Source organism: Pseudomonas akapageensis (assembly GCF_011355085.1).
GTDB lineage: Bacteria > Pseudomonadota > Gammaproteobacteria > Pseudomonadales > Pseudomonadaceae > Aquipseudomonas > Aquipseudomonas akapageensis.
The window spans coordinates 23,848-50,336 of sequence record NZ_VXCP01000009.1 but is presented as its reverse complement, the minus strand read 5'-3'; the positions used below and the strand labels follow the sequence as shown (position 1 = coordinate 50,336).

Below are 26,489 nucleotides of genomic sequence, written 5' to 3'. Positions count from 1 at the left end.
ATGACGGCCAACGCCGGCCCTGATAACATAAACCTAATGTTAGGCATTTGGGGTGAAAGGCGGCGTGAACAAGCGGAACAGTGATGCAGACATCAGGGCCGAGCGACCGGTGCTGGGAGCCGAACGCGGCGTTACGCAGTATCAGAGGTTAGCTTCCCTGCTGAGGCACCGGATCGCGAAAGGCGAGTACCCGCTCGGCACGCAGCTGCCGCCGATCACGAAACTGGCGCACGACCTGGGCGTCGCCGTCGTGAGTATCCGGCAAGCGTACGAACTGCTTTCCAAGGAAGGGCTGATCCGCAGCCAACGGGGTATCGGTACCCACGTGGCGGCGCTGCCCGCCGCCACCGGCGACCTCGAACTGACGATCAACGATCCGTTCGCCACGCCGCAAGCGCTTTCCTTCGAGATACTCGAAGTCCGGCACCATACCCAGATACCCCAAGAACTGCTTGGGTCGGACGATCGGTCGGCGGACGACAACGTGTGCGTGCGCAAGTTGCACACCTATTCCGGCGAGCCGTTCTGCTATGCCGAGATTTACGTGTCAACGGTGGTCTTCGAGTCGCTGCCCAATAATATCGCCAAGAAAAGGAAACTGCTCGCCGCGGTGCTCGACGAACTGGGCACGCGCGGCAAACGCGTGAAGCAACGCATTTCCGTGATGCCTGCGGATTTTCCTCTGTGCGACCTGCTGAAGATCCCGTTTGCCTCTCCCGTGGCGAAAATGTCACGGTGTCTGGTCGATGGCAAAGGCAACGTGCTGTACGCCGGTGTCACCTGGTATCGGGGCGACCGCTACGTCGCCGAGATCGACTTCCCCGCGTCCACATTGAAGACCATGCCCGGCATGACCGAACCCCAACCGGGCGTGGTGGGTGAGCGCAAGCAAGACTAAAAGCGCTCGTGCAGCAGGTCAATACGACTTCGGCAGGCCGAGCGCCTGCTCTGCGACGTAGCACAGCGCGAGCTCCTGCGTCAGCGGCGCGAGCAGTGACAGCACGCTTTCGCGCAAGCCGCGCTCGACGTGGTACTCCGTGGCATATCCGAATCCGCCATGGGTGCGCACCGCACGCAATGAAGTCTCGAAGCTGGCCTCGGCCGCCAGGTACTTCGCCGCCGTGGCCTCGACGCCGCAGGGCTTGCCGGCATCATAGAGCGCAGCCGCCTTCCACATCACAAGCTCGGCCGCTTGCAGGCGCATCCAGCATTCGGCCAGCGGATGCTGGATCGCCTGGTTCATGCCGATCGGCCGCCCGAACACGACGCGTTCCCTGGCATAGTCCGTCGCACTCGTCAGTGCCGTCTGCGCGGCACCAAGCGCAGAGGCCGCGACGAGGATGCGCTCCGGGTTCAGGCCGTGCAGCAGGTACTTGAACCCCTGGCCTTCCTCGCCGATGCGATCCTCGACCGGGATCTCCAGCCCGTCGATGAACAGTTCGTTCGAGTCCACGGCCTTGCGCGCCATCTTCTCGATCTCGCAGATGCGCACATGCGCGCGGTCGAGGTCCGTATAAAACAGCGTGACACCGTCTATCGGCCTCGCGCATTCCTCGATCGGCGTCGTCCGGGCCACCAGCAGGATCTTGTTGGCGTGCTGTGCGGTCGAGGTCCAGACCTTCTGGCCGTTGACGATGTAGCGGTCGCCCGAGCGGCGCGCGAAGGTTCTGATACGTGTGGTATCAGAGCCGATGTTGGGCTCGGTCACGCCGAAGCAAGCGCGATCCGTGCCTTCGATCAACGGCGGCAGAAAACGCCGCTTCTGCGCCTCGCTGCCGAATACGACCACGGGTTGCGGGCCGAAGAGGTTCAAATGCACCGACGACACCGCCGCCGAGCCGAGTTTGCCGATAGTGCGCATCACCATTGCGGCTTCCGAGATACCCAGGCCGGCGCCGCCGTACTCCTTGGGCATGGTCACGCCGAACCAGCCGCCACGGGCGACGGTGTCGCAAAATTCACCCGGCCAGCGCCCGTCGCGCTCGCGCTCTCGCCAGTAATCGGCACCGAAGTCGGCGCAGATCGCCCCGACGGCTTCGCGGATCGCGAGCTGGTCGTCCGATAAATCGAAATTCATGCGGGCAGTTCCTGCAGCAGGCTTTCGGGCACCTCGACCGGCATGTCGAGCAGCATCTGCGCCATGCCCTTGCCGAGCGGGTCATTGCGCAGCGACGCCATGCCGCCGCCGCCCAGCGCGCGCTCGCATAGGAGGTTGATGGCGTGAATACCGGGCAGTTCGTATCGATGCACCGGCCCCTGCACCAGGTGGCCGAGGTAATCCTTCACGCGTTCGGGCGTCACCTGCTCGATCAGCACCGGCAACAGCGCCGGATGGCGGGCGATCAGGCCGATATTGGACGTATCGCCCTTGTCGCCGCTTCGCCCGAGCGCAATTCTCACGAGCGGCACGGTATGGCGTGGACCAGCGGGCAGCGCACCCTCGATGGGCCCCAGCCGTTCCGGCACCCCCTCCGATGATGACGGCGGCAACCTCACGCTGAACGTCGTCTCGCCGAGCGTGACCGTCGGCGTCACCTGTTCCTTCGAAATGAGCCAGGCGAACTGCCGCAAGACCGGCGACACGGAGGGACGGCCACCTGAACCGGTCGTACCCGGCGACCATGACGTGCCGGGTGCGGCGAACTCGCGGCTGTACATCTCCAGCGCCCGCCGGTCTGCGTGCGTCACGGTCAGGCGCAGCACGACTTCGCGCGTCGGCAACAGCCGGGCGAGCGGGCCGTAGGCCGACTCGGTGCCAAGCAGCTCGATGTGCGTCGCCAGGAAGTCCGCGAACCCGTTCTCGCGCAGCAACCGACGGCCCCGCTCGAGCAGCGCTTCGCCGGTGCGCCTGGCTTTTGCGGCGGCATCGATCCCGACGATAGTGAGCTGCCCGGACACCTTGAAGCCCGCCGGCGCAGTGGCGCTGACCTTGTAGGTAGCTGTCGGTGGCAGGCCGCGCGCACCGGTCACCAGCACGCGATGCAGCCCGACTTGCTCCAGGCGCACCTGGCGGAAGTCGCAGACCACATCCGGTAGCAGATAGCGGGCCGGATCTCCGATTTCGTACAGAAGTTGCTCGCCGACCGTCCCGGGCGAGACGAGCCCACCGGTGTCCGCGGGTTTGGTGACGACAAAGCTGCCGTCGTCGCGGCACTCCACGATCGGATAACCGATGTTGGCCCAGTCGGGCACCGCGGCCCAGTCGGTGTGCAAGCCACCGGTGGCCTGGCAGCCGCATTCGATGATGTGGCCAGCGAGGCTGCCCGCGCAAAGCCGGTCGAAGTCGTCAGATGTCCAGCCGAATTCATGCATCAGCACGCCAAGGGTGACAGCACTGTCGACGCAGCGGCCGGTGATGACGATGTCGGCACCGGCATCGAGCGCCTGCGCGACCGGCAGCGCGCCAAGGTAGGCATTGGCCGTTACCAACCGCTCCGGCATCGGTTCACCGTTGGACATTCCGACCGTGCCGGCCGCCCGCATGGCGGCCGCGAGTGGCAGCACGTCGTCGCCTTCGACGATCGCGATGCGCACCGCCACGCCCAGTTCGTCGGCCAGAGCCTGCACCGCCGCGGCGCAGCCTTTCGGGTTCACGCCGCCGGCGTTGCTGACGATGCGAATGCCCTTCTCTACAGCCTGCTTGAGCACTGAGCGCAGCGCCACCGTGACGAAGTCGATGGCGTAGCCTTCCTCAGGACGCTTCATGCGTGCGCCGGCGAGGATCGACATCGTCAGCTCGGCGAGATAGTCGAACACCAGGTAGTCGATGTCGCCCTGGCGCACCAGCTGCATCGGCCCGAGGCTGCTGTCGCCCCAGAAGCCCGAGGCGCCGCCGATGCGCACGAGCTTGTTCGTGGTTTGCGGATTCACTTGTTGGTCCATTGCGGTTTCCTTTTTTCCTTGAATGCGGCGATGCCCTCGCGCGCATCCTGCGTCATGGCCAGCAGGCCGATCTGGCCTTCGCCGAAGGCGATCGCCTCTTCGAACGACATCGAGCGCATCGCCTTGATCGCATACAGGCCGCGGCGTAGCGCGGTGGGCGAGTTGCCGAGCAGACGCGACAGCAGGCGCTCGAGCGTACCGTCGAGGTCGCCGGCCACCTCATTGATCAGGCCGATTTCGCGCGCTCTCGCGGCATCGATCGGGTCACCCGTCAGGCAAAGTTGCACCAGGCAGCGCTGCGGCACCTGGGCCTGCAGCACGGCGAGCACTTGCATCGGGAACACGCCGACCTTCGCCTCTGGCAGGCCGAAGATCGCGTGCGGGGCAGCGATGGCGAGGTCACACATCGCGAGCAGGCCCATGCCGCCGGCCATGCAGGCACCGTTGACCCGCGCGATGAGCGGCACATCGAGCGTGCGGGCGGTGCGCAGCAGGTCGGCATAGGCGATGGTCGGCGTGGCGTAGTCGAACACGAAGGCATCCGCGCCCAGGTCGGCACCGGCGCAGAACGCCTCGTCGCCCGCGCCGGTGAGCACGACAGCGCGGATCGAGTCGTCCGCCCTGGCGCGCTGCAGGGCTTGCTGCAGCGCCGCGATAACACCTGCGTTGAGCGCATTCCGGCGCTCCGGGCGGTCGATGGTGAGAATTAGCCGACCACCCTGCCGGCTTTCTTGAAGGACCGTTGTCATGCCCTGATCTCCGTTTCCTTGGGTACCGTCGTCACCTGGGTCACGCTGGTCAGTACCATCTCGCGGATCTGCTCGCGCGAGTAGCCAGCCTCCGCGAGCACTTCCTCGCTGTGTTCACCCAACAGCGGCGGCGGGCGCAACGGCGGCAGCGGCGATTGCGGCCATTCGCTCGGCACCGCCATGGTCCGCAGCACGCCCTCGGTGGGGTGCTCGAATTGTTGGAAGAAGCCGATGTCCTTCAGGTGCGGATCCTCCAGCAGGGTCTCGAAGGTATGCGCCGGGAGCACCGGGATGCCGAGCGGCCCCAGCAGCTCTTCCCATTCTTTCGTGGTCTTGGTTTTCAGGTTGTCGGAGAGGATTTCGTACAGCACCTCGACATGCTGCGTGCGTGATTCGCCATCGGCAAACCGCGGGTCGCTCTCGAACCGCTCGGCCTCGCCGACCACGCGCATGAAGGCCTTCCACTGCTCGTCGGTGTAGACGACCAGGCATACAAGACCGTCCTGTGTGGCGTACGGTCGCCGCTGCGGGTTGAGCAGCCGCGGATAGCCGAAGCCACCGCGCGGCGGGATGAACGTGTGGCCGTAGAGGTGATCGCCCAGCATCATCTGCGCGGTCGTCTCGAACATCGGCACATCGACCGACTGGCCGCGTCCCGTGCGTTCGCGCGCCAGCAGCGCCGCGCAGATCACACCGAATGCGTACAGGCCCGTCGCCCGGTCCGAGAGGTTGAGCGGTGCATAGCGCGGTACCTCGGACCCCGCCCGCACGCTGGCCTCGGGGATCGCGACGGCGGCCTGGATCAGGTCGTCGAAGGCGCGCGAGGCCGCATAGCGGCCGCGCTGGCTGAAACCGAAGGTGCCGACATAGATAATGCCCGGGTTCACCTGCCGTACCGCTTCGTAATCCAGCCCGAGCCGCTGCATGGCCTGCGGCCGCACGTTGTAGATCAGCGCGTCGGCCGTCTGCGCCAGCTTCAGCAGCGCCTCCTTGCCGACAGGATTCTTAAGGTCCAGCACGATACTGCGCTTGTTGCGGTTGAGGTTGAGGAACAGCGGACCGGCGCCAGCGCGGCCGCCGGGCCCGGTGGCGCGCAGCATGTCGCCACCGGGCGGCTCCACCTTGATCACGTCGGCGCCAAGGTCAGCCAGCATCTGCGTGGCCGAAGGTCCCATGACGACTTCGGTGATGTCGATAATGCGCAGGCCGGCGAGCGGCCCGCCCTGGCTTGAATTGTTGTTCATTCGGTCCGTGCTCCTCTTTTCGGTCAGGAACCGGCTATGTCGGCGCTGTTGCCGCGGATGTAGGGCACCGGTCCGATACCGCGCGCCGCCGCGAGGGACTCGAGCGCGTACTGGATCGAAGTTGCGTCATTCATCGAGTGGAAGGTGCCGTCCTCGTTGAAGCTGACCTGCGCGCCTTCGATCCAGGCGATGGTGATGGTGTCCTCGGTGTTTTCCTTGGGGGTGTAGAAGGTGTGTACAGAGCCGCCCGGCTCGAACAGGTAGGAGCCCGCCGTCTGCGGCTGGTCGGGGTACTCGAGATACTTCCAGCAGCCCTGGATTGTCCACACCTGCGCCGTACCGGTGTGGTAGTGAATCGGCAGGGAGCAACCGGGCTCCACGATGGCCTTGAAGACCCACTCGCCGCGCTCAGGGTCGATACGTAGTGGCTGAATGTGGATGCCCGGGAAGACATTCTTGATCAGTGGGACCTGCTCGATGTTGACGGTCAGCAGAGTGTCCTGCGGGAGGCCGACCAACGGCAGCAACGCGCCGGTGGACGTTTTTTGCTGGGTGGGAAATTTAGCGTTCATGAGTTGATTCCTTTTGTTGTTGTGAGTAACGCGGTTGACGGAAGCTGTCCTTTACGGAAGCCGTCCTTTGATGAGAAAGCCGGATGCGGACTGCTCCGGCGTGCAGCGCAGGGCTGTGACGACCCCGCAAGGTAGAAATAGGAAGTCGCCCGCCGCGAGCTGGAAGTCCTGCCCGTCGACGTGGGCCTCGATCCGTCCGTCTTCGACGTAGAGAACCTGCTCGGCCTCAGGCTCGGTCGTGCAGGCCCATGCGTCGCCGGCACGCATCCGCAGCGCCGAGATATCGACCCACTGCGCGCCGACGGTGTCGCGATCGATGAGCGGGACGATCGGGGTGGCGGCCTCGGCGGCGGCAAGCACGCGGACTTCGCCGCGCTCAACGACCGCAGGGTCGGGTTCCGTGATCGTGTGCGCCGGGTTCTCGCCATAAGGCGGCGCATAGACGACCAGCAGCCGTCCGGGCTGGTCGCTGGTCACGCGAAATGTATGGAACACGCCCGCCGGCGCGTAGGTCCAGGTTCCGGGGCTCATCACGTCGACGCGACCCTGCGCTTGCGACTCGCCAGTGCCTTCAATCATGTAGGCGCATTGCTCCAGATGCGGATGCGCGTGCGGCTTCGCGCCATGGGATTTCACGATCGTGCCGATCAGTACTTCGAGTGCCGTCGCGCCCACAGTCTCGGGGCCAATCACGCGCACGTTGGTGGTGCCGGTGTGGTTCGCCGGCGAGTAGGCGGCAAGGTCCGCCGCCCTGATCACAGTGGGGATGGCTTTCATTGCGGCTGGATCCTGAACATTTCGCGTAAGCATCGAACCTCCGACATGACATAAACCTAACGTTCTAATGTTAGGAGTTTTGACATGAAAAAAGACCTTCGTCAAGCACCTCATGGGCGTTCAACGTCGCGGAGCGACCAGCAGGCCCTTGAAAAAGCCAGCGCCCGCTTGGCTCTGGCAGATAACCATCTTATTCAAGCCAATCCGAGTCCAAGCCGATGCGTGGACTCGACCTCAAACAAAACGAACTCTTCAGCTAATGCAATTCTGCTGGCTGGTCACGAGCTGGATCTCTGCGAGATAGATGCTTTCGTCGAGCTCGCAGTCGCGCTGCGCCACGCCCAGGCCGTGGCGGACTTCGATGCGATAGCAGCCGCTTTTCTTGGCCAGGCCGTCAAAGCGGAAGTCACCAAAGGCATCGCTGTACGTTACCGCGATGACTTTGGCACCCTGAAGGAGCGAGATTTCGGCACCGGCGATGCAATCGACCACGCCGTCAACGCTCGCGCTGACGCTGCCGCCAATAAAGCACGTGTCCCAACGCTCCAGCCCCCGGTAATAGACCCTCGGCTTCGCGTTCAACTTGGGTAGCAGCACCCGCAACCCTTCCTTGCACGCCTTCGCCTGCATCGCCTTGTCGTCGAGTTTCACCGCTTCAAACACGTCCGTCGGACAGACCTGCTGACAGCGCGGGCCTTTCCAGCCGCCGTCGAGCAGGTGGGCGTCGAAGATCCAGGTCTGAGGAAGCTGCTGCTCCTCGTTCCAGACGATGGCCTTGTATGGGCAGGAGCGAACGATGTCCTTGCGGCCTTTAGCCTTCACCGGATCAATTACGACGATGCCATCGGCACGCTTCTTGATCGCGTCGCCGCCGACCTTCATGCACGGCGCATCGTCGCAGTGGTTGCACATCACCGGCAGATAGGTGGTCTCAACCATCGGAGCCTCCCCTTGCACCCGCCGCAGGATGCGGATTGGCGCCTCACTGTTGAGGGAAGCCGGCGCCGCGTAGCCCGGATAGTCGTTGCCAACATGCTCGTCCTGCTCGGCGAGCACGCAGTTATAGCAATTCTCGCAACGCCCCACGTTGATGATCAGATTCCACTTACTCATGTACTGCTCCCGCCTCGGCGCGCAGGCACTTGAACGCCTCGGCGCCTTGCCATTTTTCGATTTGGACCAGGCATGAATTGGGACTCATGCTGCTGGTCCCCTGGGTCTGCGACCGATCCGGGGTGAGGATATTCATGCAGCCGCCGATTTCCACCGTTTCGCCGGCCACTTCCACCATCTGGAACTCCGCGCTCGCCTCGTAGGACTTCACCACCCCCGGCACCACCAGGGCCGACACGTCGGCGGCGCAGATCACCACTCCGCGGTCGTTGTAAACCTTGACCAGGTCGCGCTGCGAAATGCCGCGGGTAGCCGCATCGGCAGGGCTGATGCGCAGTAGCCAGAAATCGTGACCGGCAATGCGAGCACGATGGTCCTGCACCCGACTGGTAACGCTATTCTTGCCGTCGCTCGAAGTGTGGAAGCTGTAGCGGGAATGGGTCGCAATCATCTGCAGCGGATACTTGGCGACCAGATGGATTGTCCCCAATCCTTCCCAGGAGGGGATGTAACGGTTGAGCGCCGGTCGGTCGGGATTGTCCTTGGTGTGGCGCTTGAGGATTTCGGGAATGAACTCCAGCTTACCGCTAGGCGTTTGCAAACCCTTGCCGAATTCCTCCGACCACTGGGAGGGCAGCGGATGCGGCTCCGGCACGTCCTTCTGTCGCCCTTCGGCGAACCAGCGCATGTCGACCGGTGGGCGCAGTTCGGGCTTTTCCGGCGGGACGACGTAATAGCCCTTGCGGCAGAAGTCGGTCCACGAAATATGGTCCGGCAGGTCGGATGAGTCGAAGACCCGTTTGGCCCAGTCGAGCTCGGTGCAACCCTCGGTGAATACGCCGCCCAAGCTCAGGCGTTCGAGGATGGCCGCGAAGATGTCGTAGTCCGACCGAGACTCGCCAAGCGGTTCAATGCACTTGTGCTGCAGCGTCATGACGCGATGATTGACCAGGGTGTAACCATGGTGGGCATAACCGCCGGAATTGCACCATTCGCCGATGTCCCAGCGCTCTAGCTGAGTACAGGCCGGCAAGATGATGTCGGCGAACTGAGCCTCTCCCTCCATCCAGATCGACTGGTTCACGACGAACTCGATGCTGTCGTGGCGGTAGGCATCGACCCAGCGCCCGGAGCGGGTGACCGTGCTGAAGGACGAGCCGCCGTAACGGTAGATCATATGGATGGGCGAATAACCCGGCATCGGATAGGTGAAGGGCGCGAATTGCGCCTCCTGCGACATGCCGTCCCACAGATAGCCAGTGGCGTGGCCATCGATGATGGCGTCGGGCAGCTGCTGGCGCGGCACCATCTGCTTGACCGGGTTCATGGTCAGGATGTGGGGCATGCGCTGATAGTTGTTCACGGCGTTGCCGGTCCACATCAGGTCGCCGGATATCCCGCCGTCGGCATAGCCGGGGAAGTAGAAATGATGGTCCACCGGCGCACCAACCTGCAGGCAGCCGAAATTGACGCCAGGTTTTCCCCAACCCTGCATACCCATCATCATGATCATGCAGCGCGCCCACTGCTGCCCGGTCGCGCCGCGACAGGCACCGCCGAAGCCAGCCCCAGTCATGCCGGTCGCCAGATAGACTTTCCGGTTGCCCCACTTGCGGGCCAGGGCGCGCACGTCCTTGGCCGGCACGCCGGTTTCGCCTTCCTGCCACTCGGGGGTCTTGGGGATGCCGTCGGTTTCGCCCAGCAGGTAGCTTTTCCACTCCTCGAAGCCGGTCGTGCGGTTTGCGACGTAATCCTTGTCGTACAGGCCCTCAACAGCCCATACGTACATGATGGCGGTCGCCAAAGCGGCGTCGGTCTGCGGCCGGATCGGAATCCAGCGCCCGCCGAGGAGCTGCGCCGTCGGGTTGTTGTGCGGATCGATATGGATGAACTCGATGCCGAGTTCCTTGGCCCACAGGCGGCGGGTTGTTCCTTCGAAACCGGCATAGGCGCCGTTGGTGCTCTCCGGATCACAGGACCAGAAGACCATCATCTCAGCTTCCTTGAGGCAGTCCTCGATACCGCCATAGCCGGCCGGCACGCCGATCCGCATGGAATTGCCGAAATGGTGCATGGCGCCCCAGTACCAGCCCTCCCAGCTGTCCGGGTTGGCAGCGACACGGGTGAAGCCGATCAGGTTGGCGAAACGCGTCAGCGAACTGAGGTAATAGCCGACATTGCCCCACTGGTGGTGGGACGACATCGGAAAGGTGATCGAGCCGGGTCCGTGAACGCGCTTCTGCCGGTTGATTTCCTTGGCGACGATAGTCAGCGCCTCTTCCCAGCTGATGGGCACGTAGGGCGACTTGCCCCGGTTCTGCGGATTACGCTCACCGTCGGGGTCGAAATCGACCCGCTTCATCGGCTGGAGAATGCGTTTTTCCGAGTAGACCAGAGACTTCAGCGACAGGGCGTGCGGCGCCACCAGCGCGCGGCGTTTGGGCCGGAAGATCTTGCCCCGCGCCTGCAGTTCCCAGCTCGGTGCATCCTTGTCGTCCAGTTCGAGCGGCGTGACGCGCTGGATCCGCCCGTTCTTGACATAGACGAACAGCGGGCCGCCATTGGTGCAGGTGGTGTAGCGGCGTGTGCCGTCGCGCATCGGCAGGCCCATCTCCAGGCCGACCGTCTGGCTGAGGCTGAGCGTCTGCGTGAACCACACAACCAGATGGTCCGGGCCACTGGCGACGACCTTGAAATTCTTGGCTGCGTGGACGATCTCGCTCATGTCCGGATTGGGCATGAGGAATTTCAGCGCCGTCGGCAGGTCCTTGAACAGAATGCTGACATCGGCCTGCGCTGCTGTGCCGACGCGCGACGACACCTTGCCGCCCCTGATCTGCAAGAAGCGGCCGATGCTGCCGTCCTGTAGGCCGATATAAGCGGTGCAATTCTTTTGCTTGAGCCGGGCGCGGAATTGCGGATGTTTGCGGGCAGTGAAGCCGAGTACCTTCGGCAAGGCGAACAGTATTGTTTTTAGAAGTATTTTTTTCATTCAGGTTGCCACCGGTATTGGGTTTTGAGGTGCTCCAGCGGAACGACGTCTCGGAATCAGTGGGCGGTGGGGGAAGCAGTTCGATGTGCGGACCGACTCCCTCCACCAGGGGCTAGGCCTGGCCAATCCATTGCCGATAGCTCTTCGCCTGGCGACGAGCCTTCAGCTGATTGCCGATCAATGCCATGAGCGGCGACGTCCGGGGCCTTGTCCGTTTCCCCCGGCTCAGCAAGCCGAGTTGCTTCTTGACCACCGATGACACGGCAAGCGATGCCAGCGCCTTGTTCTTCCAGCGGACGACAATGGGCTCCACTTCGGTGTCCTGGCCTGCCATCCACAGGCGTGGCAGGGCCGGCTCGATTGCCAGCGCAGTGGCAAGCCCCACCATCGACACCGAGCCGCTCACCACTCGCTCCGCGACCGCCTTTCTACGCACGCCGCCGGTGACCATCAGCGGCATGCGCGCTATTTCTCCAATTCTCTGCGCGATCTCGAGAAAATAGGCTTCTCGAGCCAAACTACTGCCATCGCGGGTCTGCCCCTGCATCGCCGGGCTTTCGTAGCTGCCACCTGACAACTCGACCAGGTCGACCGCCTTGGCGTTGAGCATTTCCACCACGCGAGCCGCATCCTCGGCATCGAAACCGCCTCGCTGAAAGTCCGCGGAATTGAGTTTCACGGCGACACAAAAGGCCGGTGCCACTCGCTGACGTATTGCGTCGATGGTTCGCAGGAGAATTTGCGCACGATTTTCCAGGCTGCCACCCCACCGGTCGTTACGCCGGTTGGTCAAGGGCGACAGGAATTGGCTGAACAGATAGCCATGCGCTGCGTGAATCTCCACCCCGGTGAATCCTGCACGCTCGGCCAGCACTGCAGCACGGGTATAGCGCTCGATCAGCTCTTCGATTTCCTGCTCATTCAAGGCTCTGGGCGGGACAAAAGCCTTTGATAGTCCGGGAATGTCGACAGCGACCGCTGAAGGCCCCCGTGCCGGCTGCCCCATTGAGGTCAACAACTGCCGCCCGGGATGATTGATTTGCATCCAGGCCTGGGCTCCACGACTGCGGCAAGCATCGGCCCATAGCCTGAATTTGCCCAGGTTTCGAGCGTCCTCAAGCACCACGCCAGCCGGTCCGGTCAAGGCATGGCGATCAACCATGACGTTGCCTGTGATGATCAGACCGGCCCCACCGTCCGCCCAACGCCGATAAAGCCTGGCCAGCGCTTCCCCTGGAGCGTGATCATCATTGGCAAGGTTCTCCTCCATGGCAGCCTTGGCGATTCGATTTGGAATCACCGTGCCGTTAGGCAATCGAAGCGGTTCGAAGAGCTTTGAGCCGGTCATGTTCTGTCCTTCGGTTAATGAAAAGTCGGCCCGAGGGGGCGAGCCAGAAACACCAAAGAGCTGAACACGCGTGTTCATTTAAGTCAATATGTTGAAATCTGAACAGCCCTCGTCGACCTTGCCACATCACTCGAGCAGCTAGATTTCATGGGAGTCATAGACCGGCTTTTACCGTGAAGCGCGTTTTTAATGCAAAAAACCTTATTGACGCCAAATGAACACGCGTGTTCAATTGACCCATGAGGTAATCCTGGAGAGAGAGACCGTGGAATCCCTGAATCCGACGCAGCGCCGCATACATCAAGCCGCCTTTCGCCTGTTCGCTGAAAAAGGCACCTCGCAGGTGAACGTCCTCGACCTCGCGCAAGAGGCAGGCGTGGCACGCGGAACGATCTATAGCAACATCGACAACATGGAAAGCCTGTTCGAAACGGTCGCCAGCCATCTCGCCAGAGAGATGCACGAGCGCGTCAACAAGAGCTTCGATTCCCTCTCCGATCCGGCTCAGCGCCTTGCCAATGGAATTCGATTCTTCATTCGTCGGGCTCACGAGGATTCCAAGTGGGGGGCGTTCATACATAAATTCGCCATGAGCAATTCTTCGTTGCGCGAAATGTTTTCCAGCCAGGCGACTACGGATCTGCTGAGCGGACTTTCCAGTGGGCGGTACACCTTTGCGCAGGAGCAATTGCTCTCGGTCCTGACGCTGATATCGAGCAGCGTCCTGGGCTCGATTTTCCTGGTGCTGGAAGGACATAAAACATGGCGCGAATCAGGCTCTGACACAGCCGAGCTGGTGCTCCGGGCATTGGGTGTACCTCAAGAGGAGGCTCGTGCCTTGGCGACCACAGAGTTGCCGGCACTTCCCTCTATCGACTGAGCGCGTTAGCTGACTAAACCAGACAACACCCCTGGCATTTTCAGGGGTGCGGGGACGCTTTACCCTGAAAACCCGGAAAACAAGAACAATGAACAGCAAAAATGAAATGCCCCAGTTGGCAACGCAACAACCTGCACGGCATCCGCAGCCAACGGTGAAGGCCCAGGATCTGACGCACCTGATTTTTCAAAGGCCGGACTTGAACGAGGCGGCGCGTTTCCTGACCGACTTCGGCCTGACAGTCAGTCGACAGGACGCCGATACGCTCTATCTACGCGCCACCGAGCCCACTTCCTACTGTTACCGTGTCCATCGTGCGGACCATGCGCGTTTTATTGGATTCGGACTGGCCGTCCAGTCTCTCTCGGATCTGGAAAAACTGACGCGAATTCCAGGTGCGTCACCGGTCGAGAAATCAGAACATCCGGGTAGCGGGTACTACGTCAGACTGACTGACCCTTCCGGTTTCATTGTGGAAGCCGTTTGCGACCAGACTCCAGGTAAAAATCTGGCACACAGAGCCCCCCTTCTCTGGAATGTGGCGCAGGAGCAACCGCGCATCAACGCCACGCAGCGCCCGCCGATTGCTCCACCTGAAGTACTCAGGCTTGGCCATGTCGTCATTGAAGTGGCCGACTATCAGGCGACCTGCGCCTGGTATACCCAGCATTTCGGGTTTATTCCAAGCGATGTGCAGGTACTCCCGGACGGCACCCCCATCGTCGCCTTCATGCGCCTTGACCTCGGTGAAATTCCCGCGGATCACCATACGCTCGCGATAGCGCAAGGGTTCATGGCGACCTATAGCCATAGCGCCTACGAGGTTGTCGATGCAGACGCGGTGGGCATGGGGCAGCGCGTCCTGCGGGAGCGGGGTTGGCAGCACTCATGGGGAATCGGCCGGCACATTCTGGGCAGCCAGATCTTCGATTACTGGCAAGACCCTTGGGGTGACAAGCACGAGCACTACTGCGACGGCGATATCTTCACGGCCGTACAGCCCACCGGCATTCATCCCGTGAGCCCCGAAGCCATGGCGCAGTGGGGGCAGCGCATGCCCAGGAGTTTTACCAAACCCAGGATGAGCCTGACCAGTCTGCGCGCACTGATCCGCAACCTGCGCCGCAGCCCGGACCTTACCATTCGCAAGTTGATGACACTCATGCGGATGTTCGGGTAGCGCTGCTGGCATGTCGAGCAATTCAACCAGGCATGGCCGGCGGGATGTGCTTAAAGCCGGCGCATTGATCATCGGCGGCTCGCTGATCTGCAGCGTTGCCAGCCCCCTCTCAGAACAACACCAAAGTTCTCGCGCCACCGAACGCGGGACAAACGCCGCTCCAGGAGTACCTTCAATGTCTGCTGTACACGTAGTCCGCTTTGAATTCGAGAACGGTATCCACTGGGGCGTGCTGCGCCAAGGCCGTATCACGGTTGTCCCCGGTGCTTTTGAAACCACCGGTGACTTCATTCGCCAGAACAGTATCGACGACCTCGCTCGATTGACAGGTACGGAGTTGAATGAGAGCGAAGTGAAACTGCTGTCGCCGGTGACCCGTAACCAGCAGTTCGTCTGTCAGGGCGCCAATTACCGTCAGCACATGATCGAGTCAGGCATGGACCCGGACGCGAAGAACTTCAACATGATCTTTACCAAGGCAACGAGTTGCCTGGTGGCAGCCGACAGCGACCTGATCAAGCCGCGCAGCGTGCGCTTCCTGGATTACGAGATTGAACTGGGGTTGGTGATGAAACGCGCGATCACCGGCGCGGTTGCCGTCACCGACGCCAATTTGCATGAGTTCATTGCAGGCGTCGTCATTGTCAATGACTACTCGGCGCGTGACATTCAGATTCCCCAGATGCAGTTCTACAAGGGCAAGAGCTTCCGCACCTTTGGCCCGGTCGGCCCCTACCTTTGCCTGCTGGACGCCAAGAGCATGCCTTACCTGAAAGCACTGCAGCTGCGCCTGACGGTCAACGACCAGGTGCGACAGGACGACAGCACGGCCAACCTGGTTTACGGCCCAGCTGAAACCCTGACCGAACTCTCCTCGTTGCAGGATCTCGCACCCGGCGATCTGATCGCCACGGGTACTCCTGCAGGTTGTGCCCTGACGATACCCTCGCCCGCCAAACAGCGCATTGCAGCCCTGATGCCGGAAGCCACCAAGTGGAAGCTTTTCCTCAAGGCGCAGGAAAGCCGGACGCAGTATCTCAAGCCAGGTGACGTGGTCGAGGCGCGCATTCGCAGCGCCGATGGCGTGATCGACCTCGGCGTGCAACGCAACCGAGTCGTGGGGGAAGCCTGATGACGGTGCAAACCCTGAACGATATCGAAAAACTCGAACGAGTCCCGTTGTCGGCGCGTGGCCTGGCGCCCAGTACCTACGCAGCTTTGCGACAAGCCGTCGAGCGCACTCCCCAGGCACCGGCACTGAGCTTCTTTGCCGATGCCGCCGATTTCACGCGCACCTTCGAGTGGAACTACTACCAGCTCTTCGCTGATATCACCCGCGCGGCAAATGCCTTCCATGACCTGGGCATTAAACCCGGCGAGGTGCTTGCGTTCATCCTGCCCAACCTCCCGGAAACCCACTTCACCATCTGGGGTGGGGAAGCGGCGGGCATCGTCATGGCGATCAATCCTCTGCTCGAGGCCAAGCAGATCGCTGGCTTGCTGAATGCCGCAAAGGCATCCGTGGTGGTGACACTCGCACCGAGCGGGGGCAGCGATCTGTGGCCCAAACTGGCTTCGCAACTGGATCAGTTGCCCACGGTCAGGCATGTCGTCTGGGTCAGCATGGAACCCTATGTCGCCGAACCTGTGCGTGTGGCCATGAAAGCCGTGGCACAGAAGGAGCGAGACTTGCACAGCGGTATCGCGATCCACGATTTGCTATCGCTGATGAATGCTCAGCCACACACGCACCTGAAGAGCGGGCGGCAAATTCGCCAGGATGAGCGTTCCTCCTACATCTGTACCGGCGGCACCACCGGGCTCCCCAAGATCGCCGCGCGTACCCATGGTTCGGAAGTCTTCAATGCATGGGCCATGGCCGCTCACCTGCAGCCACGCCGTAGTGGCCAGGTCATCTTTTGTGGCCTGCCGCTATTTCATGTCAATGGACAACTGGTCACCGGGCTGATGCCCTGGACTCAAGGCGACCATGTGATCCTCGGGACGCCTCATGGTTATCGTGGCGAGGGGGTGATCACACGATTCTGGGAAATGGTCGAGCACTTCGGTATCAACTTCTTTTCCGGCGTACCAACTGTGTATGCGGCACTTTTGCAAACTGACCGGCAGGGTCGCGACCTGTCCAGTCTTCGCTATGCCATGTGTGGCGCCGCCCCCATGCCGGCTGAGCTTTTCCGAGAGTTCGAGCAGAAGACCGGGCTGAAGATTCTTGAAGGTTACGGACTTACCGAGGGCGCCTGCGTTTCCTCGGTCAATCCGCCCCATGGCGAACGTCGTATCGGCTCCATCGGGATACGGATCGCCTACCAGCATATGCGCGCGGTCTTGCTCGATGATTGCGGAGCGTACCTGCGCGACGCCAATGTTGATGAGACCGGCCTGATCACGATCAGTGGTCCGAACCTCTTCGCCGGCTATCTGGAGGAAAGTCATAACCGGGACCTCTGGATCGAGATCGACGGTCAGCGCTGGCTGAATACGGGCGATTTGGGTCGCCAGGATGCCCAGGGTTATTTCTGGCTGACCGGACGCAAAAAGGAGTTGATCATCCGCGGCGGCCACAACATCGATCCCAAGCAAATCGAAGAGGCTCTGCAGTTGCACCCCGCCGTCGCCCTGGCCGCTGCAATCGGCAGCCCCGACGTCTACTCGGGCGAGGTGCCGGTCGCCTACGTTCAACTGCGCCCCGGACAAACCTGCAATGCCGAAGAACTTGAAGCCTTCGCTCATCTCAACATCAACGAGCGGGCAGCGGTTCCCAAGCGCATTGAAATCCTCGAAACGCTGCCTCTGACTGCCGTGGGCAAGATATTCAAGCCCGCCTTGCAGCAGCGGGAAATTGCCAGAGTTGTTCAGCAGGAAGTGGACCGTCTGGGGCTTGCGGATATTGCAGTGGAGGTCGTGCAGGATAATCGCCGTGGGCATGTCGCCTGCATCAGGCCCGGAACCAGCCAGGAAATCCTGGCTCCCCTGCTGGGGCGCTACAGCTTTCAGGTCGAGTGGCTCAAATGAACCTGACTTCGTAAGTTCGGCACCCCGGCCCTGGTACTAGTCAGCCAGGGCCTTTCACAACTTCGACCAACTCCAACCGGAACTTCCAAGTGCACCGGAAGGTGAAGCTTTGCCTGCGCACCAATCAATAAAAACAATACGAGGTGGGAAATGAAACCGAGCAACCGTGCAACCCCGTGCCACTCAGCTGTGCGAGAAGTGTCTTCCTGGATCAAATTCGCAGGTGCCGCGGCAATAATCAGCGCTTCCACAAGCGCGGGGGCCAATGGCATTGCCTTGAACGAACAAAGTGCGAGCAGCGCGGGAACTGCTTATGCCGGAAGATCTTCTTCCGCGCTGGATGCCAGCACCATCTTTGGCAACCCTGCAGGCTTGACCAAATTGAAGCGCAGCGAGATTTCCGGCGGGGCCGCGGTCGTCTCGGCGAGCGACGACATCAGTGATGCGCAGAGCAGTGCCCCAGGAACGAACAAGGGGGACTCGGTACCGTTGGGGGTCGTGCCCTTTGCCTATATGTCGACGCCGCTTGATGATCGTTTTTCGATTGGCCTGGGCCTCTATGTTCCGAGTGGTCTGATCAATGACTACGAGAGCACTTTTCAGGGCCGTTACCATGGTTCCTATAGTTCGACCAAGGAGATCACCCTGCAGCCCACCATCGCCTATCGGATCAATGATTACTTGTCCATTGGTGGCGGACCGACCCTGAACCATTTCGATGCAAAGCTGCAGAATTACCTGGCCACCGGCGCCCTGAACAACGGCCAGGACACACTGGTCACGATCAAAGGCGATGACACCGCACTTGGCTACAACGTCGGCATCCTGGTTGACTTTACTGAGGCAACCCGTTGGGGGATCAACTATCACTCGAAGGTAGACTATGAACTTGAAGGGCATACTGAAGTTTCTGGCTCCCCAAGCGTTATTCCACTGGACGGAAAGTATGACAACAAACTAGACCTCACAATGCCCGAATCCGTGGACACGTCCATTACCCATCATTTCAATAGTCGCTGGACGGGATACCTGGGGACCACCTGGAAACGTTGGAGCCGAATCCAGAAGATCGAGGTAGTCAACAGCGGTCTTTCCCCCGTAGGCCAGGCGGCTGGCCTGGGAAGTGTGATCGAAGAAATGAACTGGCGCGACACCTGGGCCACGGCCGTTGGCGCATCCTATCAATTGAACCAACAATGGCTGCTGCGTGCAGGCTACGCCTATGATCCGTCGCCAATCAGGAATGCCGACCGCAGTGTGCGCGTTCCGGTTGGTAACCGCCAAGCCGTGACCTTGGGCGGCGCTTTTTCGCCGAATCCCGATCTGACGATAGACTTTGCTTACGGTTATCTCTGGGATTCCAAAGTCTCGGTCAATCAGGCGAACAACTCTGGTCTGCAACCGGAATACAATGCCAAATATGAAAATAGTGCGAATGGAGTTTCAGTGCAGGCGACGTATCGCTACTAATGCCTGCCGGCTTCAAGCAGCTCCAAGGTGACCTCGCCCCAAGGGCAGCTTCCGGCCAGGAGCCGACATCGATGTAGGGGTAAACCCTGTGGGAGCTGGCTTGCCAGCGATGGCATCACCGCGGTGATGTAGACCGACCGCGGCGTCTGAATCGCGGGCAAGCCCGCTCCCACAGGGTCGCAAGCTGCCCTTCGCCAAAGGCAGCAATGGCAACTCACTCCAACTTCCCGCCAACCTGCGCCCACGGCGCACTAGCGAAGCACTCGACCAGGTAGTCGATCAGCATTTGCACGCGAGCCGGACGGCTGCGCCCAGGCGGAGTCACGATGTGCAGCGCGATCGGCTCCACCTGCCAGTCCTCCATCATCGTCTCCAGCGCCCCCGACTGCAGGTCCTCCCAGGCCAGGAATTCGGGCTGCAGCGCCAGGCCCAGCCCCGCCCGCAAGGCCGGGGCCAGAGCTTCGGCATTGTTGGCCAGCAATGACACAGGCATTGCCTGGGCGAACTCCCCATGCCGTTTGTGGCAGAAACGCCAGCTACTGCCGCCGCGCGAATAGCTGTAATTCAACGCGCGGTGCCCGGCCAGGTCGCGCGGGTGGCCGGGACGACCATGGCGTTCGAAGTAGGCCGGCGCGCCGACCAGCAGGATGCGCACGGTGCACAGACGCCGGGCCAGCAGGCTGGAGTCGGCCAGAGTCGAAATCCGCAGGGCCATGTCGAACCCCTGGGCAACCAGGTCGATCATCTCGTCGCTGAAATGAACGTCGAGCACCACGTCGGGGTGGCGCGCCATGAAATCCGGCAATATCGGCGCCAGGTGCGAGACGCCAAACGACATCGGCGCCGTAACCCGGATGAGCCCGCGCAGGCTGGTCGACTGCTCGGCCACCTCGGCCTCGACCGCCTCGCCTTCAGCCAGGATGCGCGCGGCACGATCCAGCGCGGCGTGGCCACTCTCGGTCAGCGACATCCGCCGCGAAGTACGATGGAACAGCATGGTCTTCATGCGCCCTTCCAGGCGAGTGATGGCCTTGGAGACAGTGGCTTGCGACAGGCCGAGTTCGCTCGCGGCCCGGGCGAAGGAGCCCGTTTCCGTCACCTTGGCGAAGATCGCCCAGGCTTCGAGATCCGGCAGTTTCTTCATGGCAGTCCTGGAAATGATCCGATCACATTGACTCGATAGGATTCTCAACGATCGGCATGAAAATCGCCACCAATCAAATCAAATATGGAAATAATGGTTTTCCATCAATTCCATTCACAACATAGATTCGACTACCTATAGTTACTCCGTCAAAACGAATTGCCGCTTTCGAACCCGTTCAATCGTTGAAGGAGATCTACCATGTCCAACAAATATCTCGATGTCCTGACTCCGCAGAACAGCCAGGTCATCTTCATCGACCAGCAGCCGCAGATGGCCTTCGGCGTGCAGTCGATCGACCGCCAGGTCCTGAAGAACAACGTCGTGGGTCTGGCCAAGGCTGCCAAGGCGTTCGACATCCCCACCACCATCACCACCGTCGAGACCGAAGGTTTCTCCGGCAACACCTATCCCGAGCTGCTGGCCGTGTTCCCCGAGAACAAGATCCTCGAACGTACCTCGATGAACTCCTGGGACGACCAGAACGTGCGCGATGCGCTGGCCAGGCACGCCGCCGCAGGCCGCAAGAAGATCGTCGTCTCCGGCCTGTGGACCGAGGTGTGCAACACCACCTTCGCGCTGTCGTGCCTGAACGACACCGACTATGAAATCTACATGGTCGCCGACGCCTCCGGCGGCACCTCGGTCGAGGCGCACAAGTACGCCATGGACCGCATGGTCCAGGCCGGCATCGTACCGGTGACCTGGCAGCAGGTGCTGCTCGAATGGCAGCGCGACTGGGCACGCAAGGAAACCTACGACGACGTGATGGCGATCGTGAAGGAACACTCCGGCGCTTACGGCATGGGCGTGGATTATGCCTACACCATGGTGCACAAGGCTCCGGAGCGCGTGCAACACGGCGAGCGCATCGGCCCCAACCCGGCCAAGTAAACCACCCATCCCGTGGCAGGAGTCGTCGGGCGCATGCCGGCCGATGGCTCCGCGCCACGGGGGAATCGGCAACGAGGTGAAGCATGAAACTCTATGCCCTGTCCCTGGGCGCCGGCCTGTTGGTCGGCGTCGTCTACAGTCTGCTCAACGTGCGCTCACCAGCGCCGCCACTAGTGGCCCTGGTCGGGCTGCTCGGCATCCTGGCCGGCGAGCAGATCATTCCGATCGGCAAACAATTGCTCTGTGGCACGGCATTCAACGCCGCCTGCGACAAGACGCACACCGTCAGCCATCTGTTCGGTCAGTTGCCCGGTCGGCATGCCAGGCAGCAGGCGGAGGATACAGATAAGACGTGAACAACCTGGCCCGGCACTCGCTGGGACGCAACGCCGTCGCTGAAATACTCAATAAAGGAGAATCCACCGTGACCGATTCCGTTCCCGAGATTATTTTCCGTAATGGTCAGATCACCACGCTCGATCGCAGCAATCCCGTTGCCAGCGCCGTTGCCATCAAGGATGGCAAGTTCCTGGCCGTGGGATCGGACCAGGAGATCATGCCCCTGGCAGGTTCCGGCACTCGGATCATCGATCTCAAGCGCCGCAGCGTGCTGCCCGGCCTGTTCGACAACCATACCCACGTGATTCGCGGCGGCCTCAACTACAACCTGGAGCTGCGCTGGGACGGCGTGCGTTCGCTGGCCGACGCCATGGACATGCTCAGACGCCAGGTGGCCATCACCCCCGCACCGCAATGGGTACGCGTGGTCGGCGGCTTCACCGAGCACCAGTTCGCCGAGAAGCGCCTGCCAACTATCGCCGAGATCAACGCGGTCGCGCCCGACACACCGGTGTTCCTGCTGCACCTGTACGACCGTGCGCTGCTCAACGGTGCCGCGCTGCGCGCCGTTGGCTACACTCGGGACACGCCCGAGCCACCGGGCGGCCAGATCACCCGCGACGCCAACGGCAACCCCACCGGCCTGCTGCTGGCCAAGCCCAATGCGATGATCCTCTACGCTACCCTGGCCAAGGGGCCCAAGCTGCCGTTCGATTACCAGGTCAATTCCACCCGCCACTTCATGCGCGAACTCAACCGCCTCGGCGTGACCGGGGTGATAGATGCTGGCGGCGGCTTTCAGAACTACCCCGACGACTACGCCGTCATCCAGAAGCTGGCCGACGAGGGCCAGATGACCGTACGGCTGGCCTATAACCTGTTCACGCAGAAGCCCAAGGAGGAAAAGGAGGACTTCCTGAAATGGACCTCAAGCGTGAAGTACAAGCAGGGCAACGACTACTTCCGCCACAACGGCGCCGGCGAGATGCTGGTGTTCTCGGCGGCGGACTTCGAGGACTTCCGCCAACCACGGCCCGACATGCCGCCGCAGATGGAGGGCGAACTTGAAGAAGTGGTACGCATCCTCGCACAGAACAGGTGGCCCTGGCGGTTGCACGCGACCTACGACGAAACCATCACGCGCGCACTGGACGTATTCGAGAAGGTCAACCAGGACATCCCGCTGCAGGGAATCAACTGGTTCTTCGACCACGCCGAAACTATCTCGGAGAAGTCCATCGACCGTATCGCGGCGCTCGGCGGCGGCATCGCCGTGCAGCACCGCATGGCCTACCAGGGCGAATACTTCGTCGAGCGCTATGGCGCCCGCGCCGCCGAGGCAACCCCGCCGGTCAAGCGCATGATGGAGAAAGGCGTGAAGGTCTCCGCCGGTACCGACGCCACCCGCGTGGCCTCCTACAACCCTTGGGTATCGCTGTCCTGGATGGTCACTGGCAAGACGGTGGGCGGCCTGAACCTGTATCCGCAGCGCAATCTGCTCGACCGGGAGACGGCATTGCGCATGTGGACCGAGAACGTCGCCTGGTTCTCCAATGAAGAAGGCAAACGGGGGCGTATCCAGGCAGGTCAGTTCGCCGACCTGATCGTGCCGTGCAAGGACTATTTCACGGTGCCCGAGGACGAAATTTCCTTCCTCACCTGCGACCTGACCGTGGTCGGAGGGCGTGTGGTCTACGGCGCGGGCGAATTCGCGTCGCTCGACGATAACCCGCTCCCGCCAGCCATGCCCGACTGGTCACCGACCCGCACCTTCAAGGGCTACGGCGCCTGGGGAGAGCCCGATGGGGCCGGCAGGAACTCGCTGGCGCCGTTGCGCGCCCAGGCCGCGGCTTCATGCGGCTGCGCCAGCTCCTGCGGTCTGCACGGTCATGACCATGCGCGCGCCTGGGCCTCCAGTGCTCCGGTGTCGGACGCCAGGAGTTTCTTCGGTGCCCTGGGCTGCTCCTGCTGGGCCGTGTAGAGGAGACTGACCCATGCCAACGTCCAATTCATTCGAGCGAAAACTGACTGCTGCCGTACGGCCGGTGCTCGGCTCGCCCGCCGTGCGCTTCGTCGCCTACCTCGGCCTGTGTGCAGCTTATCTGCAAGGTGGGCTGGCCAAACTCACGGACTTTCCGGGCGCGATCGGCGAGATGACCCATTTCGGCTTGTCGCCAGCACCGCTGTTCGCGGTGCTGGTGATCCTGCTCGAACTGGGAGCCTCTGCGATGATCCTCAGCGGCTGGCTGCGTTGGCTGGGCGCGCTGGGGCTGGCGGGGTTCACCTTGCTGGCCACCGGCATCGCCTTGCGTTTCTGGGAACTGCCGGCCGGGCAAGAGCGCTTCATGGCCGCCAATTCGTTCTTCGAGCATCTCGGACTGGTGGGCGGATTCCTGCTGGTCGTCTGGCTGGACCTGAAAGAGCGAGAAGCATCATGAGCAAGGAATCATCGCAATCCGTTTCCGCGTCTACCGGTAGTTTCGCGCCTTTGCGGCAGACGTTTTTTGCAGTCCTGTGGGTCGCGACGATCATCGGCAACACCGGCAGCTTCATCCGCGATGTCGCCAGCGCCTGGATCATGACCGACCTGTCGTCGTCGCCAGTGGCCGTCGCACTGGTGCAGGCCGCCGCGACACTGCCGATTTTCCTGCTGGCGATTCCCGCCGGCGTGCTGTCCGATATCCTCGACCGGCGCAAGCTCCTGATCGTCATCCAGTTCCTGCTGGCCAGTGTCAGCATTTGCCTGATGCTACTGTCACTCGGCGGTCTGCAGTCGGTTACCTCGCTGGTGGCCCTGACGCTCCTCGGCGGCATCGGCGCGGCGCTGATGGGGCCGACCTGGCAGGCCATCGTGCCCGAACTGGTGGAGAAGAAAGACCTCAAGAACGCGGTGGCGCTCAACTCGCTGGGGATCAACATCGCCCGCGCCATCGGCCCGGCGCTGGGCGGGCTGATCCTCGCCAGCCTGGGGGCGGCGTTCACCTATGGGGTAGATGTCATCACCTATGTTTTCGTCATCTGCGCACTGTTGTGGTGGCGGCGACCAGTGGCCGCGCAGGATGTGCTGGCCGAGCGTTTCCCTGGCGCATTCCGAGCGGGGCTACGTTATGCCCGCGCCAGCCGCGAGTTGCATGTCGTCCTGGTGCGCGCTTTCGTATTCTTCGCCCTGGCCAGTTCGGTCTGGGCTCTGCTTCCGCTGGTGGCGCGCAGCCTGCTCGGCGGTGGCGCCGGCTTTTACGGCATCCTGCTTGGCGCCGTCGGCCTGGGCGCTATCGCTGGAGCCATCATCATGCCGAAACTGCGTGCACACCTGAGTGCCGACGGCCTGCTGTTAGTGGCGGCGCTGGTGACGGCGGCGGTCATGGCCTTCCTCTCGTTCGCGCCGCCGCAGTGGGCGGCGGTGGCTGCCTTGCTGGCGTTGGGCGCAGCCTGGATCACTGCGCTGACCACCCTCAGTGGCGTGGCGCAGGCCATCCTGCCCAACTGGGTGCGCGGCCGCTCGCTGGCGGTGTATCTCACGGTGTTCAACGGTGCCATGACCTTAGGTACCCTGAGCTGGGGTGCGGTGGCGACACTGATCGGCGTGCCGTTCACGCTGCTGACGGGTGCCGCCGGCTTGGTCGTGGTGGGCCTGGTCGCCCATCGGCTCAAGCTGCCCAAGGGTGAGGCCGACCTGATGCCCTCCAGACACTGGCCCGAGCCGCTGACGGCGGCACCGGTCGAGCATGATCGGGGACCGGTACTGATCCAGATCGAATACCGCGTCTTGCCGCAGGAGCGCGCCGACTTCTTGAAGGCGCTGGCCCGGCTGTCGGCCGAGCGGCGGCGCGATGGCGCCTACGCCTGGGCCATCAGCGAAGATGCGGCCGAACCTGATCTGATGCTCGAATGGTTCCAGGTCGAGTCCTGGGCCGAACATTTGCGTCAGCATCACCGGGTTTCCAGGGCGGACGCCGACATCCAGACCGAAGTGCTGCGTTTCCACCGGGGCGAAGGCAGGCCCGTAGTGCGGCATTTCCTGGCGTTCAACCACCCGAGCGAAGGGCGGGCATAGGGGCAGGTAGCTAGCGTTGCTGAATAGACGTCTGGATCACATACACACCCAGGAGAATTGCACTCATGGCGATCAGATCCATCACCCGCAGCGCCTCTCCGACAAGTAGCCCGATCAGCAGCGCCACAACCGGCGGCAGGTATGTCACTGTCGAGGCTTGCACCGCTCCCATGCGCTGTACGATGAAGTAATAGAGGACGTAAGCGACCCCAGTGCCTGTCAGTCCGAGACCCAGGACGAGTCCGGCCAAGGCGACACCACTTTGACCGATGTTGCTCAAGCCCGAATAGGGCGTCACCACCGCGAGAATGAAAAGCGCCAATCCGACCTGATACGTGGACAACGCGAGGGGCGTGATTTCCAGATTGGACATGAAACGCCTGGCATAGACGAACGAGCTTCCGAGGCTGAGCGACCCCAGAATCATGTAGCCCACGCCCCACAAATCGAGCCCGCCAGCACCGGTATTCCAAGGGCGAGCGATCAGCAGCACTCCCAGGAATCCCAATACCACGCCGACGATTTTTCTAACATTGATCGACTCTTGCTTTAGAAACAGCGCCGTCAGCACAAATGTAAAAAGCGGGATGGCACCGCTGAGCATGCCGGCGACACTGGATGGCAGCAGCGCGGTCCCCTTTGCGAAGGCGTAGTAATACAACGCGGTCGCCAAGATCGACATGACAAGGAAATGGGGCCAGTGGCGCAGGTGTTGCTTGCACAGGACGCCGCGATAAAGCGCGAGCGCCAGGATCGGGAAGAAACCGAACAGCACTCGCAGGAACACGATCTGGATAGGACTGATCAGTTCGGCCGCC

22 protein-coding genes are annotated in these 26,489 nt (G+C 62.1%); 11 read left to right on the top strand and 11 right to left on the bottom strand.

What is annotated here, in order from left to right; genetic code table 11:
* The first annotated feature begins 64 nt into the window (after nucleotides 1-64).
* Entirely contained in the window at nucleotides 65-898 is an 834-nt protein-coding gene (locus F2S13_RS06580; RefSeq protein ID WP_218583833.1) for a GntR family transcriptional regulator, read from the top strand.
* A gap of 18 nt (nucleotides 899-916) precedes the next feature.
* Here F2S13_RS06580 and F2S13_RS06575 read toward each other — a convergent pair whose 3' ends face one another.
* The 9 genes from F2S13_RS06575 to F2S13_RS06535 form a co-directional block, all read right to left on the bottom strand.
* A complete protein-coding gene (locus F2S13_RS06575) occupies nucleotides 917-2,077 on the bottom strand; it encodes an acyl-CoA dehydrogenase family protein (RefSeq protein ID WP_166359665.1) in 1,161 nt (386 codons plus the stop codon).
* Nucleotides 2,074-3,882 (bottom strand): acyclic terpene utilization AtuA family protein, encoded by a 1,809-nt coding sequence (locus F2S13_RS06570; RefSeq protein WP_166359664.1) that lies wholly within the window; start codon nucleotides 3,880-3,882, stop codon nucleotides 2,074-2,076. Before F2S13_RS06570 ends, F2S13_RS06575 begins: the two co-directional genes overlap by 4 nt.
* Complete coding sequence (locus tag F2S13_RS06565) at nucleotides 3,867-4,631, bottom strand: enoyl-CoA hydratase-related protein (RefSeq protein WP_166359663.1); 765 nt, start codon at nucleotides 4,629-4,631, stop codon at nucleotides 3,867-3,869. Before F2S13_RS06565 ends, F2S13_RS06570 begins: the two co-directional genes overlap by 16 nt.
* Nucleotides 4,628-5,875, bottom strand: coding sequence for a CaiB/BaiF CoA transferase family protein (locus F2S13_RS06560; protein ID WP_166359662.1), 1,248 nt, complete (start codon nucleotides 5,873-5,875; stop codon nucleotides 4,628-4,630). The genes F2S13_RS06565 and F2S13_RS06560 overlap by 4 nt, the downstream gene beginning before the upstream one ends.
* 23 nt (nucleotides 5,876-5,898) lie before the next feature.
* A complete protein-coding gene (locus F2S13_RS06555; RefSeq protein ID WP_166359661.1) occupies nucleotides 5,899-6,447 on the bottom strand; it encodes a 2,4'-dihydroxyacetophenone dioxygenase family protein in 549 nt (182 codons plus the stop codon).
* A 51-nt stretch (nucleotides 6,448-6,498) separates the two neighbouring features.
* Nucleotides 6,499-7,224: a cupin domain-containing protein gene (locus tag F2S13_RS06550; RefSeq protein WP_166359660.1), complete on the bottom strand. Its 726-nt coding sequence runs from the start codon at nucleotides 7,222-7,224 to the stop codon at nucleotides 6,499-6,501.
* Nucleotides 7,225-7,476: 252 nt separating this feature from the next.
* Nucleotides 7,477-8,337 (bottom strand): 4Fe-4S dicluster domain-containing protein, encoded by an 861-nt coding sequence (locus tag F2S13_RS06545; RefSeq protein WP_166359659.1) that lies wholly within the window; start codon nucleotides 8,335-8,337, stop codon nucleotides 7,477-7,479.
* Entirely contained in the window at nucleotides 8,330-11,329 is a 3,000-nt protein-coding gene (locus F2S13_RS06540) for a molybdopterin-dependent oxidoreductase (RefSeq protein WP_166359658.1), read from the bottom strand. The genes F2S13_RS06545 and F2S13_RS06540 overlap by 8 nt, the downstream gene beginning before the upstream one ends.
* Nucleotides 11,330-11,441: 112 nt before the next feature.
* Complete coding sequence (locus F2S13_RS06535; RefSeq protein ID WP_166359657.1) at nucleotides 11,442-12,677, bottom strand: NADH:flavin oxidoreductase/NADH oxidase family protein; 1,236 nt, start codon at nucleotides 12,675-12,677, stop codon at nucleotides 11,442-11,444.
* A 265-nt stretch (nucleotides 12,678-12,942) separates the two neighbouring features.
* On the opposite strand from F2S13_RS06535, the gene F2S13_RS06530 reads away from it, so the two are divergent.
* From F2S13_RS06530 to F2S13_RS06510, 5 genes are all read left to right on the top strand, one after another.
* The gene (locus F2S13_RS06530) at nucleotides 12,943-13,557 is read left to right on the top strand and encodes a TetR family transcriptional regulator (protein WP_166359742.1); all 615 of its coding nucleotides are present in this window, start codon (nucleotides 12,943-12,945) and stop codon (nucleotides 13,555-13,557) included.
* 88 nt (nucleotides 13,558-13,645) lie between these two features.
* A complete protein-coding gene (locus F2S13_RS06525; protein WP_166359656.1) occupies nucleotides 13,646-14,737 on the top strand; it encodes a VOC family protein in 1,092 nt (363 codons plus the stop codon).
* A 175-nt stretch (nucleotides 14,738-14,912) separates the two neighbouring features.
* Nucleotides 14,913-15,869, top strand: a complete 957-nt coding sequence (locus F2S13_RS06520; RefSeq protein ID WP_166359655.1) for a fumarylacetoacetate hydrolase family protein — start codon at nucleotides 14,913-14,915, stop codon at nucleotides 15,867-15,869.
* A complete protein-coding gene (locus tag F2S13_RS06515) occupies nucleotides 15,869-17,770 on the top strand; it encodes an acyl-CoA synthetase (protein ID WP_166359654.1) in 1,902 nt (633 codons plus the stop codon). Before F2S13_RS06520 ends, F2S13_RS06515 begins: the two co-directional genes overlap by 1 nt.
* Nucleotides 17,771-17,920: 150 nt before the next feature.
* The gene (locus F2S13_RS06510) at nucleotides 17,921-19,240 is read left to right on the top strand and encodes an outer membrane protein transport protein (RefSeq protein WP_166359653.1); all 1,320 of its coding nucleotides are present in this window, start codon (nucleotides 17,921-17,923) and stop codon (nucleotides 19,238-19,240) included.
* A gap of 214 nt (nucleotides 19,241-19,454) precedes the next feature.
* On the opposite strand, the gene F2S13_RS06505 is transcribed toward F2S13_RS06510, so the two are convergent.
* Nucleotides 19,455-20,384 carry a LysR family transcriptional regulator gene (locus F2S13_RS06505; protein WP_166359652.1) on the bottom strand — a complete coding sequence of 310 codons (930 nt, stop codon included), beginning with the start codon at nucleotides 20,382-20,384 and terminating at the stop codon, nucleotides 19,455-19,457.
* Nucleotides 20,385-20,585: 201 nt separating this feature from the next.
* On the opposite strand from F2S13_RS06505, the gene F2S13_RS06500 reads away from it, so the two are divergent.
* The 5 genes from F2S13_RS06500 (at nucleotide 20,586) to F2S13_RS06480 (ending at nucleotide 25,671) form a co-directional block, all read left to right on the top strand.
* The gene (locus F2S13_RS06500) at nucleotides 20,586-21,278 is read left to right on the top strand and encodes a hydrolase (RefSeq protein ID WP_166359651.1); all 693 of its coding nucleotides are present in this window, start codon (nucleotides 20,586-20,588) and stop codon (nucleotides 21,276-21,278) included.
* 83 nt (nucleotides 21,279-21,361) lie between these two features.
* Complete coding sequence (locus tag F2S13_RS06495) at nucleotides 21,362-21,634, top strand: XapX domain-containing protein (RefSeq protein WP_166359650.1); 273 nt, start codon at nucleotides 21,362-21,364, stop codon at nucleotides 21,632-21,634.
* 68 nt (nucleotides 21,635-21,702) lie between these two features.
* On the top strand, nucleotides 21,703-23,598 hold the full coding sequence (locus F2S13_RS06490; protein ID WP_166359649.1) for an amidohydrolase family protein: 1,896 nt from the start codon (nucleotides 21,703-21,705) through the stop codon (nucleotides 23,596-23,598).
* A gap of 13 nt (nucleotides 23,599-23,611) precedes the next feature.
* Nucleotides 23,612-24,055 (top strand): DoxX family protein, encoded by a 444-nt coding sequence (locus tag F2S13_RS06485; protein ID WP_166359648.1) that lies wholly within the window; start codon nucleotides 23,612-23,614, stop codon nucleotides 24,053-24,055.
* Nucleotides 24,052-25,671, top strand: a complete 1,620-nt coding sequence (locus F2S13_RS06480) for an MFS transporter (RefSeq protein ID WP_166359647.1) — start codon at nucleotides 24,052-24,054, stop codon at nucleotides 25,669-25,671. The genes F2S13_RS06485 and F2S13_RS06480 overlap by 4 nt, the downstream gene beginning before the upstream one ends.
* A 10-nt stretch (nucleotides 25,672-25,681) precedes the next feature.
* On the opposite strand, the gene F2S13_RS06475 is transcribed toward F2S13_RS06480, so the two are convergent.
* Nucleotides 25,682-26,489, bottom strand: an 808-nt coding sequence (locus tag F2S13_RS06475; protein WP_166359646.1) for a DMT family transporter, incomplete at its 5' end; no start/stop codon positions are given.

Excerpts from the sequence above, each read along its gene's own strand:
- F2S13_RS06555 (WP_166359661.1), bottom strand. The coding sequence starts at position 6,447 with ATGAACGCTAAATTTCCCACCCAGCAAAAAACGTCCACCGGCGCGTTG.
- F2S13_RS06500 (WP_166359651.1), top strand. The coding sequence starts at position 20,586 with ATGTCCAACAAATATCTCGATGTCCTGACTCCGCAGAACAGCCAGGTC.
- F2S13_RS06575 (WP_166359665.1), bottom strand. The coding sequence starts at position 2,077 with ATGAATTTCGATTTATCGGACGACCAGCTCGCGATCCGCGAAGCCGTC.
- F2S13_RS06570 (WP_166359664.1), bottom strand. The coding sequence starts at position 3,882 with ATGGACCAACAAGTGAATCCGCAAACCACGAACAAGCTCGTGCGCATC.
- F2S13_RS06535 (WP_166359657.1), bottom strand. The coding sequence starts at position 12,677 with ATGACCGGCTCAAAGCTCTTCGAACCGCTTCGATTGCCTAACGGCACG.
- F2S13_RS06480 (WP_166359647.1), top strand. The coding sequence starts at position 24,052 with ATGAGCAAGGAATCATCGCAATCCGTTTCCGCGTCTACCGGTAGTTTC.
- F2S13_RS06485 (WP_166359648.1), top strand. The coding sequence starts at position 23,612 with ATGCCAACGTCCAATTCATTCGAGCGAAAACTGACTGCTGCCGTACGG.
- F2S13_RS06545 (WP_166359659.1), bottom strand. The coding sequence starts at position 8,337 with ATGAGTAAGTGGAATCTGATCATCAACGTGGGGCGTTGCGAGAATTGC.
- F2S13_RS06495 (WP_166359650.1), top strand. The coding sequence starts at position 21,362 with ATGAAACTCTATGCCCTGTCCCTGGGCGCCGGCCTGTTGGTCGGCGTC.
- F2S13_RS06540 (WP_166359658.1), bottom strand. The coding sequence starts at position 11,329 with ATGAAAAAAATACTTCTAAAAACAATACTGTTCGCCTTGCCGAAGGTA.
- F2S13_RS06520 (WP_166359655.1), top strand. The coding sequence starts at position 14,913 with ATGTCTGCTGTACACGTAGTCCGCTTTGAATTCGAGAACGGTATCCAC.
- F2S13_RS06565 (WP_166359663.1), bottom strand. The coding sequence starts at position 4,631 with ATGACAACGGTCCTTCAAGAAAGCCGGCAGGGTGGTCGGCTAATTCTC.
- F2S13_RS06510 (WP_166359653.1), top strand. The coding sequence starts at position 17,921 with ATGAAACCGAGCAACCGTGCAACCCCGTGCCACTCAGCTGTGCGAGAA.
- F2S13_RS06505 (WP_166359652.1), bottom strand. The coding sequence starts at position 20,384 with ATGAAGAAACTGCCGGATCTCGAAGCCTGGGCGATCTTCGCCAAGGTG.
- F2S13_RS06550 (WP_166359660.1), bottom strand. The coding sequence starts at position 7,224 with ATGAAAGCCATCCCCACTGTGATCAGGGCGGCGGACCTTGCCGCCTAC.
- F2S13_RS06525 (WP_166359656.1), top strand. The coding sequence starts at position 13,646 with ATGAACAGCAAAAATGAAATGCCCCAGTTGGCAACGCAACAACCTGCA.
- F2S13_RS06560 (WP_166359662.1), bottom strand. The coding sequence starts at position 5,875 with ATGAACAACAATTCAAGCCAGGGCGGGCCGCTCGCCGGCCTGCGCATT.
- F2S13_RS06515 (WP_166359654.1), top strand. The coding sequence starts at position 15,869 with ATGACGGTGCAAACCCTGAACGATATCGAAAAACTCGAACGAGTCCCG.